Origin of the sequence: Streptomyces thermovulgaris (genome assembly GCF_002155915.1) — a bacterium.
In the GTDB taxonomy this organism is placed as follows: Bacteria; Actinomycetota; Actinomycetes; order Streptomycetales; family Streptomycetaceae; genus Streptomyces; species Streptomyces thermovulgaris.
The window spans coordinates 1-10573 of sequence record NZ_MUME01000293.1 but is presented as its reverse complement, the minus strand read 5'-3'; the positions used below and the strand labels follow the sequence as shown (position 1 = coordinate 10573).

At 71.6% G+C, this 10573-nt stretch carries 7 protein-coding genes and 1 pseudogene; 3 read left to right on the top strand and 5 right to left on the bottom strand.

Annotation, left to right across the window (positions count from 1 at the left end):
• The 5 genes from CCN35_RS21455 to CCN35_RS21435 form a co-directional block, all read right to left on the bottom strand.
• Positions 1-803, bottom strand: an 803-nt coding sequence (locus tag CCN35_RS21455; protein ID WP_086793943.1) for a carbohydrate ABC transporter permease, incomplete at its 3' end; no start/stop codon positions are given.
• Positions 800-2170, bottom strand: a complete 1371-nt coding sequence (locus tag CCN35_RS21450) for an ABC transporter permease (protein WP_067390444.1) — start codon at positions 2168-2170, stop codon at positions 800-802. The genes CCN35_RS21455 and CCN35_RS21450, both read right to left, overlap by 4 nt.
• A 6-nt stretch (positions 2171-2176) precedes the next feature.
• Positions 2177-3517: an ABC transporter substrate-binding protein gene (locus tag CCN35_RS21445; protein ID WP_067390441.1), complete on the bottom strand. Its 1341-nt coding sequence runs from the start codon at positions 3515-3517 to the stop codon at positions 2177-2179.
• Between the two features lie 56 nt (positions 3518-3573).
• Positions 3574-5205, bottom strand: coding sequence for a glycoside hydrolase family 13 protein (locus CCN35_RS21440; RefSeq protein ID WP_086793941.1), 1632 nt, complete (start codon positions 5203-5205; stop codon positions 3574-3576).
• Between the two features lie 191 nt (positions 5206-5396).
• Positions 5397-6668, bottom strand: coding sequence for an ABC transporter substrate-binding protein (locus tag CCN35_RS21435; RefSeq protein ID WP_067390434.1), 1272 nt, complete (start codon positions 6666-6668; stop codon positions 5397-5399).
• A gap of 136 nt (positions 6669-6804) precedes the next feature.
• On the opposite strand from CCN35_RS21435, the gene CCN35_RS21430 reads away from it, so the two are divergent.
• The 3 genes and pseudogenes from CCN35_RS21430 (at position 6805) to CCN35_RS21420 (ending at position 10408) form a co-directional block, all read left to right on the top strand.
• The gene (locus CCN35_RS21430; RefSeq protein ID WP_067390431.1) at positions 6805-7320 is read left to right on the top strand and encodes a PadR family transcriptional regulator; all 516 of its coding nucleotides are present in this window, start codon (positions 6805-6807) and stop codon (positions 7318-7320) included.
• The gene (locus tag CCN35_RS21425) at positions 7317-8072 is read left to right on the top strand and encodes an ABC transporter ATP-binding protein (protein WP_067390428.1); all 756 of its coding nucleotides are present in this window, start codon (positions 7317-7319) and stop codon (positions 8070-8072) included. The genes CCN35_RS21430 and CCN35_RS21425 overlap by 4 nt, the downstream gene beginning before the upstream one ends.
• A 52-nt stretch (positions 8073-8124) precedes the next feature.
• Positions 8125-10408: pseudogene (locus CCN35_RS21420) on the top strand (ABC transporter permease).
• Positions 10409-10573: the final 165 nt, after the last annotated feature.

The following is a 10573-nucleotide window of genomic DNA, read 5'->3' as shown; positions in this document are numbered from 1 at the left end:
TGCCGCTGGAAGGCGAAGAACACGATCACGGGCACCACCAGCGACAGGAACGCCCCCGGCGCCAGCACGTCGATGTTGCTGCCGAACTGGCGGATCTGCGACTGCAGTTCCACCGTCAGCGGCTGCGACGAGGTGTCCGCGAACAGCAGGGCCACCAGCATGTCGTTCCACACCCACAGGAACTGGAAGATGGCGAGGCTGGCGATCGCCGGCCGTCCCACGGGCAGCACCAGCCGGGTGAAGATCCGCCACTCGGTGCCGCCGTCCATCCGGGCCGCCTCCAGCATCTCCTTCGGCATCTCGGCGAAGTAGTTCCGCAGCAGGAACACGGCGAACGGCAGCCCGTAGGCCACGTGGAAGAGCACCACACCGGGGATCGTGCCGAACAGGCCCAGCTGCCCGAAGAGCTTCGCCACCGGCAGCAGCCCGATCTGCACGGGGACCACCAGCAGCGCCACCACCAGCAGGAACAGCGGATCCCGCCCCGGGAAGTCCAGCCAGGCGAAGGCGTATCCGGCCAGCGCCGCGATGACGACGACCAGCACCGTCGCCGGCACCGAGATGAGCACGGTGTTCCAGAACGCCTGCATCATGCCCGCGTTCTCCAGCAGCGCCGCGTAGTTCTCGAACGACAGCTGCGCCGGGTCGGTGAACACCGTCCACCAGCCGCCCCTCGCGTTGTCCTCCGGCGACCGCAGCGACGACGCGAGGAGTCCGACGAGCGGGGTCAGCCAGATCAGGCCGATCACCACGAGGAACGCCTGGACGAGCCAGTGGCCCAGGCCCCGCCTGATCGCGTTCATCCCTGACTCCTTCGGAAGCGGCGGACGTTGAACACCATCGCGGGGATCACCAGGAGCAGCAGCAGCACACCGAGCGCGCTGCCGAGGCCCTGGTTGTTGCCGCCGCCGAAGGACACCAGCCACATCTGGGTCGCCAGGACGGTGGCGTCCTCCTGCACCGGGCCGGGTGCGATGATGTAGACGAGGTCGAAGACCTTCATCACGTTGATCACGAGGGTGACGAAGACGACCGTCAGGACGGGGGCCAGCAGCGGCACCGTGATCCGGCGGAAGATCTGCCACTCGTTCGCCCCGTCGATGCGCGCCGCCTCCAGCGCGTCCCGCGGCAGCGCGGACAGTCCGGCCCCGATCAGCACCATCGAGAACCCGGTCCAGATCCACAGGTACGCCCCGATGATCATGGGGGTGACCAGGGTCGGGCCGAGCCAGGAGATGCCCTGGAACGGCGGGGCGAAGTTGGACTCGGGCAGCTTCACCTGGTACGACCCGGCCTGCAGACCGGTGAAGCTGAAGGAGCCGTCGGAGGCGGTCGTGGTGCTCGCGACGGTCTTCCCGTCGCGCACGGCCTCGACCTTCATGCCGGGCAGCCCGCTCTCGTTGCGGTCGACCTCGCCCTGGGTGCCGCCTCCGCCGGGGGTGAAGTCCAGGTAGACGACACCGCGCAGTTCGTCCCCCGCGGCCTTCTTCCCGGCCGCCTCGTACGCCGGCCGGGCGTCGCCCGGCAGGTCCTTGGGCGGCACGCCGACCATCGGCAGATGCACCGTGTCGCCCGGCGACAGGCCGGCGGTGGCGTACGAGCCGTCCTCGCCCTTGTCCAGCCCGTGCCCCTCACGGGCGCGGGCGGCGGGGTAGGACGAGGAGTCCTTGAAGAGGTCGTGCACGGCGACCGTCATGGCGTTGAGCACGCCCTTGTTGGGGTCCTCGTCGTAGGCGAGCCGGAAGATGATGCCGGCGGCCAGGAAGGACACGGCCATCGGCATGAACAGCAGCAGCTTGAAGGCCGTCGCCCAACGGACCTTCTCCACCAGGACGGCGAGGATCAGTCCGAGTCCGGTGAGCAGCACCGGGGCCACGACCACCCAGATCGCGGTGTTCCGGATGGCCTTCAGCGTCGCCGGGTTGCTGAACATCTCGGTGTAGTTGTCCACCCCGACGAACCGGGTGCCGGAGGCGTCGAAGAGGCTCCGGCCGATGGAGAACAGCACCGGGTAGACGACCAGCGCGCCCAGCAGCAGCAGCGCGGGAAACACGAACAGCAGGGCGATGACCCGCCCCCGCCGCCGCGCCCGGCGCCGCGCACGCTGGGCGTCCGCGGCGGGCGGCGGGGGGCTCGCGCCCTTCTTCTTCGCGAGCGTGGTGGAGGTCATGGCAGGTCAGCCCTGGTTCTTGTAGGCCTTGGCCGCCGCGGCCTCCAGCTTCGCCGCCGTGCCCTTCGGGTCCGACGGGTCGCGCAGGAAGTCCTGCAGGATCTTCCACTCACCGGCTCCGCTGGTGCCGCCGAAGGCCGCCGGGGCCTGGTCGGACATGTCGAACCGGACCGCGTCCTTGTCACCGGCCTCGACCAGGGACTTGGCGGTGGCGCGGGTGACGTCGTCGCCGTAGGAGGCGAGGTCGAGGTTCTTGTTCGGGGACAGGAAGCCGCCGGCCTCGGCCCACACGGCCGCGGCCTCCGGAGTGGCCAGGAACTCCAGGAGCTTCATGCCGGCCTTGGGGTTCTTGCCGTCCTTGAGGACGACCGCCGCGTCACCGCCGCTGACCACCGGCGCGTTGCCGCCGCCGACCGGCGGGAACGGGAAGAAGTTCGCGTCCTCGCCGATCTTCTTGCCGAACTGGTCGTGGGCGACACCGGCGACGAAGTCGCCCTCGTAGACCATGCCGGCCTCGGGCTTGGGGCCGAACACCTTCTCCACCGAACCCGGGAAGTCGGTGTTCAGGGCGCCCTTCTGACCGCCCGCTATCAGCTGCTTGTCCTTGAACAGCTTGCCGAGCGTGGTGAGCGCCTCGACCACGCTGTCGTCGGTCCACTTCAGCTTGTGCGCGGCGAGGGCGTCGTACTTCTCGGGGCCGGCCTGGGAGAGGTAGATGTTCTCGAACCAGTCGGTCAGGGTCCAGCCGTCCTGCCCGGCGACCGCGAAGGCGGCGAGTCCGGAGTCGGAGATGGTGCGCCCGGTGTCGAGCATCTCCTCGTACGTCTTGGGCGGCTTGACCCCGGCCTGGTCGAACGCCTCGGGGCTGTACCAGACGGTCGACTTGTGGGCGGCCTTGAAGTACAGGCCGTACAGGGTGTCGTCGACACTGCCGTACTGCTTCCACACGGGCGCGAAGTTGGCGTCCACCGCCTTCTGGGCGGTGTCGGACAGCGGCTCGAGCCAGCCCTTCCTGGCGAACTGCTGGAGCACGCCGACCTGCGGGACCATCACGACGTCGGGGGCGTTGCCGCCCTCGATCTTGCTGCCGACGACGGTGGAGACGTTGTCACCGGTCGACATGAACTGCGTCTTGGCGCCGGTCTTCTCCGAGAAGGCGTCCAGCACCTTCTGGAAGTTCTTCTGCTCGCTGCCGGACCAGACGCCGGCCACGGTGACCGTCTGGCCGCTGAGCGACTTGTCGCCGCCGCCCGGGGAGACGGGGTCGGAACCGCCGCAGGCGGTGGTGCCGAGCGCCAGGGCGAGAGCGATGCAGCCGGTCAGCAGGGTGGTACGTCGTCGCATCATCGTTGATGTCCCTTCATCGGGTGGGAAAGTGACGGTTCTTACAAGCCGGCGGCACCTCAGGGCTCGGGGGTCTCGTCGACGACCCACCAGGCGGCGGTGGATCCGGCGAGAACTCCGGGCGGACAGGGACCGCTGGTCAGCAGCGGAACGCCGGAGACCGGCGCAGGCGTGGGGGCCGTACCGAAGTTGACGGCGCAGACCAGGTCGTCGCGGGCGAAGGCGAGGACGTCCGGCGGGGTGTCCAGCCAGCGCAGTGTGCCCTCGCCCAGCTGGGGCAGCGAGGAGCGCAGCTGCAGGCCGTCGCGGTACAGGTGCCAGAAGGAGCGGGTGTCGGCGAGGGCGCGCTCGGTGACGTACTCGGCGAAGTAGTCCGGCTGCGGCAGCCAGGGCTTGGCGCTCTGCTCCCCGGTGGTGAAGCCGAACGGGGAGGCCTGGCCCGACCAGGGCAGCGGCACCCGGCAGCCGTCGCGGATGCGGGCCCGGCTTCCGGTGCGGTGGAAGATCGGGTCGGTGAGCACGTCGTCGGGCAGGTCGACGACCTCGGGCAGGCCCAGTTCCTCGCCCTGGTAGATGTACGCGGCTCCGGGCAGCGCCAGCATCAGCAGCGCGGCGGCGCGGGCGCGGGCGGCCCCCAGGCCGCTCCCCTCGGTGGCGGGTTCCCCGTAGCGGGTGACGGCGCGGACCTGGTCGTGGTTGTTGAGGACCCAGGTGACCGTGGAGCCGGTGCCGGCGATGTCCTTCATGGCCTCGGAGATGACCTTGCGGAAGGCGTCGGCGTCCCAGGGGGCGCTGAGCAGGTCGAAGAAGAAGGCCTGGTGCAGCTCGTCGGGGCGGACGTACTTGGCGTGCTCGCGGGCGCTGGGCACGGACACCTCGCCGACCAGCAGGCGCTCGCGGCCGTCGCGTGCGGTGTACTCCTCGCACACCGAGCGCCAGTGCCGCCACACGTCGTGCACCTCGGGCTGGTTCCAGGCGAGCGGGTTGACCGAGTCGCGGGCGCGGGCGTCGGCCTCGGGGTCGTCCGCGTCGGGCAGCTCGGGGTGCTTGTAGAGGCCGGCGGCCACGTCGACGCGGAAGCCGTCGACGCCCCGGTCGAGCCAGAAGCGGAGGATCCGGTCGAACTCGGCGGCGATCTCGGGGTTGCGCCAGTTCCAGTCGGGCTGCTCGGGCGTGAACATGTGCAGGTACCACTGGCCGGGGCGCCCGTCCGGCTCGGTGATCCGGGTCCAGGCGGGACCGCCGAACATGGCGTGCCAGTTGTTGGGCGGCTCGGAGCCGTCGGGACCGCGGCCGTCGGCGAAGTGGAAGCGGGCGCGGGCGGTGCTGCCGGGTCCGGCGGCCACCGCCTCGCGGAACCACGGATGTTCGCTCGAGCAGTGGTTGGGGACGATGTCCAGCAGCACCTTGATGCCGAGCCGGTGGGCGGCCGCCACCAGCCGGTCGAACTCCTCGAGGTCCCCGAAGACCGGATCGACGTCGCAGTAGTCGGCGACGTCGTAGCCGTGGTCGTGCTGCGGGGAGGGATAGAAGGGGCTCAGCCAGATCCCGTCGACGCCCAGTTTCTTCAGATAGGGCAGCCCGGCGCGGACGCCGGCCAGATCACCGATGCCGTCACCGGTGCTGTCCAGGAAGCTCCGGACGTACACCTGGTAGATCACGGCGTCGCGCCACCAACCATGCCTGTTCAACCCGTTGACCTGTTCTTGTGGGAAGGGCACTTGTTATGCATGCATGTTAAGTAGCGGTGTCTGGAAGGTGTCAATGAACTGTGCAGCAGTTACCGAGCAGTTGACCCGCTTAATCCGGACATTTCTGGGCGGATTGCGGGGAGTCGAGACGTCCGCGTTACCTAACATGTAAGTAGTGGGATGGCTGAGACTCAGCGCGGGGAGACGGCCGCGAGCTCATGGGCGAGCCGCTGTACGGCCGCCTCGGGCGTCTGCTGTCCGGTCAGCGTGTCGTGCACGACCGCCTGCACCACCAGACTGACCTGGTTGTAGTGCGCGCTCTTGGGGCGCGGCTCGGCCGCCAGCACGGCGTCGCGCAGGGTCGGCAGATGGGGGAACTGCCGCACGAGCGCGGGGTCCTCGTAGAGCGCGGCGCGCACCGGCGGCAGCGCGCCCTTGGTGAGCACCTGGCGCTGGACGCGCTCGCTGGTGAGGTACGCGATCAGACGCGCGGCGGAGTCGGGGTGCCGCGCATGGGTGGTGATGGCGAGGTTGGAGCCGCCCAGGACACTGGTCCCCGGCCCCTCGGGCCCGGGCAGCGGCACGGCCCCTATCTTCCCGGCGACCGGGGAGCCCGGCGCGGAGGCGACGACGTAGGCGTACGGCCAGTTGCGCAGGAAGAGCAGCCGGCCGTCGCGGAAGGCCTGCTTGGACTCCTCCTCCTTGTACGTCAGCGCCTCCTTGGGGATCCAGCCCTCGCGGAAGCCGCGCGCCAGGAAGCCGATGCCCTCGCGGGCGGCGCCCGAGTCGACGGTGACGCGCTCGCCCTCGTCGCCGAGGATGGTGCCGCCCGCCGAGTACACGGCCTCGGCCGCGTTGACGGTCAGCCCCTCGTACGGCAGGAACTGGCCCGCGTACCCGTCCAGTCCGTACTTCGGGGCGATCGTCCTCGCGGCGTGCTCCAGCTCGGCCCAGGTGCGCGGCGGCGGGACGCCCTCCTTGTCGAGGACGTCCTTGCGGTACAGCAGCAGTCCGGCGTTCGTGACGTACGGCACCGCGTACAGCCGTCCGTTGTACGTGGCCGTGTCCACGACCGGCGGCAGGAAGTCCCCCAGCGGGAAGCGGTCGCGCGGCAGCGGACGGATCCAGCCGGCGGCGGCGAACTCCGAGGTCCAGTTGACGTCGATGTTCAGCACGTCGAACCGGCTGCGGTTGCCGCCGCGCAGGTCGGTGGTCATCTGCGCATGGGTCTCGTCGGCGGAGTCCGGCAGCTCGACGAGGGTGACCCGCTCGCCGGGGTGGGTGCGGTTCCAGCCCTCCAGGAGCGGACCGAGATAGCCGGTGAGGTCGCCGGCGGTGGCCAGGGTGATCGGTCCTCTGCCGTCACCGCGTCCCTCGTCGGCGCCGGCGCCGGAGGCGACACAGCCGACCATGACCACCACCAGAACAAGAAGGCCCCTACCGGCGGCGCGCATCCACCGCATAGGTTCCTCCTTGCACACAGCTCCTGGCACCTTCGCCGGAAGTCAGGCCATGTATACCTGTTAGGTATGGGCGATACTAGGGCTTGGAGCACATTGCGTACGACGCGTCTGACGAGGACCTAGGAGGAGAGCACGCGTGCGCCTGCCCCTCCTGGCACTCCTCGCACGTGGTCCCGCCCACGGCTACGAGCTGAAGCAGGACCTTGAGCAACTGCTGGGCTCCGCGTACCCTCAGCCCAACATCGGCCAGATCTACGTGACCCTCGGCCGCCTCGAGAAGTCGGGACTGATCGAGGGCGAGGAGGTCGAACAGACCGGCCGCCCCAACAAGAAGATCTACCGCCTCACCGACGCCGGGCGCGAGGCGGTGAGTGCCTGGTTCCAGAAGCCCGAGGACGAGCCGCGGGTGCGGGACGAGTTCTTCCTGAAGCTCGCCCTCGCCCCGCAGACCGGTCTCGCGGACCAGATCACTCTGATCAACAAGCAGCGGCGTCAGTACCTCAACACCATGCGCCATCTGTCGAAGCTGGCGGCGGCCGAGGACCGGGACAACAGAATCGCCCATCTGCTGATCGAGGGCGCCATGCTGCACCTGCAGGCCGACCTGGACTGGCTGGAACGGTGCCAGGAGGAACTGGAGGAGCTGGAGTGAGCGACGTCCGGGCTCCGGAGCTGCTGCGGGCCGAGGGGCTGGTCAAGACGCACTACGGCGAGGGTGCGCCCGCACACGCCGTGCGCGGGGTGGACCTGTCGGTGACGCGCGGCGAGTTCGTGGCGATCACCGGTCCCTCCGGGGCCGGCAAGTCCACGCTGCTGCATCTGCTCGGCGGGCTGCAGCGGCCGGACGAGGGCAGCATCTGGCTGGACGGCCGGTGCACCGACTCCTACAGCGAGGCCCGCTGGGCCGAGGAGCGCCGCAGCGGCATCGGCATCGTCTTCCAGTTCTTCAACCTGGTCTCCAATCTGTCCGTCGCCGACAATGTCGAGCTGCCCGCCCTGCTCGCCGGCCGCTCCCCGAAGCAGGCCCGCGCCGAGCGGGAGGCCCTGCTGGCCGAGCTGGGGCTCGAGGGCAAGGAGCGCAGCATGCCGGGCGAGCTGTCCGGCGGCGAGCAGCAGCGGGTCGCACTCGCCCGCGCCCTGGTCAACCATCCGCCGCTGCTGCTGGCCGACGAACCGGCCGGCAGCCTCGACAGCAGGGGCACCCGCGAGGTGATGCGGCTGCTGTCCCGCTTCCACCAGCGGGGCCAGACGATCGTCATGGTCACCCATGACGCCCGGCTGGCGAGCGCCGCGGACCGGGTGATCAGCTTCTTCGACGGCCGGATCGTCGACGACGCGACACTGGACGGAACGACCCCGCCCCGGGGGCCGGGGATCTCGGGCGTGCTGGAGCTGAGGGACTGAGTGCGGTGAAGTGCTGGGTGACGCGCATGCCCCGGGCGAGGGGCTGAGTCCGGTGCGGGCCATGTTGCGCTGGGCGCACTCGGATCTGCGCGCGCACCGCGGGGAGGCGCTGTTCTTCGTGCTGGCCACGGCCGGCATCGTCGCCTCGCTGCTGCTGGCCGCCGCGCTGTTCGGCTATGCGACCAACCCCTGGCAGCGGGTCTTCACCCAGTCCCGCGGGGCCCATGTGTGGCTGCACACGGCGCGGGCCGCCGACACGGACCGTCTCGCCTCGCTGGACGGTGTGGAGGAGGTCACCGGCGCGTACCCCACCGAGACCGCCACCGTCTCCTCCCGGGGCACCCGCGCCCTGGTGGAACTGCGCGCCACGCCCGTGCGGCCCTCCGTGGGCCGGCCGCTGCTCACCGCCGGACGCTGGCTGGACGCCCGGCAGCCGGACGGCGTGGTCCTGGAGAGCCGGCTGGCCCAGGCGCTGCTGGCCGAGCCCGGGGACGTGCTCGCCCTGCCCGGGACCGCGCGCACCCTGGCGGTGGTGGGCATCGCGGAGAGCGCGGAGCCGCGCTACCGGCCCGGTGAGCGGGAGGGGCTGGTGTGGGCGCACCCGTCCGCGGTGCGCAACCCCAACAGCCAGGTGATCGGGCTGCGGCTGACCGACCCGGACGACACCGACTACGCCGTCCAGCGCGCCGTCACCGTCCTGGGGGCGGGCGCGGTCGGCGAGGTGTCCACCTGGCTGCAGGCGCGGGCCGAGGCGCAGGGGCGACAACCGGCTGCTCGGCCAGGTGCTGGGCCTGTTCGGCCTGGCCGCGCTGATCGCGGCCGGGCTGGCGGTGCACGGCGCGATCGGCACCCGGATCAGGGGGCACCTGCGGGACATCTCGGTGCTGAAGGCGATCGGGTTCACACCCGGTCAGGTGGTCCGGATCTTCCTGTTCCAGCATGTGGCGTACGCCGCGCTCGGCGCGGCGGCCGCGGCGGTGCTGACCCAGTCGCTGGGGACGGGGATCCCGGGCCGGCTGGGCGACGCGGTCGGGGTGTGGCAGGGGCTGCCGAGTCATCCGGTGACGCTGTTCGCGGTGCCGGTGGGCGCGGTGCTGTTCATCGGCGCCGTGACGGGACTGGCGGCCTGGCGGGCGGGGCGGGTGCCGCCGGTGCCCGTGCCGCGGCCCGCGGCCGCGCCGGCCGTCCGGCTGATGAGGGTGACCCGCCGGGTCCTGGGGCTGGGGCTGTCGCCCGCGCTGGTGCTGGGCTGGCACAAGGTGGTCGCCCTGCGGGTGCGCTCCCTGGCCACGGTGGGACGGCTGGCGCTGCCGCTGCTGCTGATCGTGGTGGCGATGAGCGCGTGGTCGACGATCGACCGCTTCCACAGCAGGCCGGAGGAGCTGGGGCTGCCGGCCGCGCTGACCGTCCGCGCGGACAGCACTCTGAGCGACGGGGACACCCGGGCGCTGCTGGCCCGTGAGCGGGGGGTCGCCGCCGTCCACCCCGCGGTGGAGGTGGCCGCGCTCGTCCCCGGCCAGACGGCCACGATCGCCCTGCGGGGCCTGGGCACCCGCGAGGAGCCCTACCCGTACGCCCTGGCCGAGGGCCGCCGGCCCGACGGCCCCGACGAGGCGGTGGCCGGTCAGGGCCTGCTGGACCTGCTGGGTGTGCGGGTGGGCGACTGGGTCCGGATGACGGTGGGCGACCGGCCGCAGATCCTGCACATCGTGGGCCGCAGCCTGGAGCCGGAGAACGCCGGCCGGGTGATCTCGACCTCCCTGGAGACCCTCCGGGAGAACGACCCGGACCTGCGTCCCACGCTGTACCACCTCCGTCTCGCCCCGGACGCGGACCGCGACGCGGTCGCACGGTCCCTGGTCACCGCCGGGCGCGGACACCTGGAGGTGCACGCCGTGCCCAATCCGGCCGACGGCCTGTCCCCGCTGGGCGCGGTCGTCGTCGGCCTGATCTGCGTGCTGGCCCTCATCGGTCTCATCGAGCTGCTGACGGCGATCGGCGGCACGATCCGCGAGGGCGAACGGGACCTTCTGGCCCTGAAGGCCATCGGCCTCTCCCCCCGTCAGATCACCGCGATCACGGTCACGGCCACCGCCCTGTCGGCCCTGGCGGCGGCGCTGGCCGCCATCGCCCTGGGGCTGCCGCTGGCGCGCTGGCTGATCGACGCCCAGGGCAGGTCGAGCGGCATCGGCACGGGGGTCGCCCAGGGGCCGCCCCCGCTGCTCCTGGTGCTGCTCGGGGCCGCCGCCGTGCTGGGGGCCGCCGCCCTCGCCGCCCTCCCGGCCGCCCGGGCGGCCCGCCGCCGTCTGGCGGACACCCTGAGCGCGGTCGCCTGACCCCTCGCCGGGGCGCCCGGGCCCTCTCCTCCGGGGCGTCGGCGTGCCGCCGGTCCGTCCCGCACGCGTGCCCGCCCTGCCGTGCCCGTGCCCGGGCGCCCGTCGTCACGGCCGCCCGGGGACCGCACCGTCTCGGAAGCGCGGGGGGGGGTGCCTCTATGTCTT

What these genes read in the sequence shown, in the direction of transcription:
- CCN35_RS21450 (WP_067390444.1), bottom strand. Translation starts at nt 2,170, where the DNA reads ATGACCTCCACCACGCTCGCGAAGAAGAAGGGCGCGAGCCCCCCGCCG.
- CCN35_RS21445 (WP_067390441.1), bottom strand. Translation starts at nt 3,517, where the DNA reads ATGATGCGACGACGTACCACCCTGCTGACCGGCTGCATCGCTCTCGCC.
- CCN35_RS21435 (WP_067390434.1), bottom strand. Translation starts at nt 6,668, where the DNA reads ATGCGGTGGATGCGCGCCGCCGGTAGGGGCCTTCTTGTTCTGGTGGTG.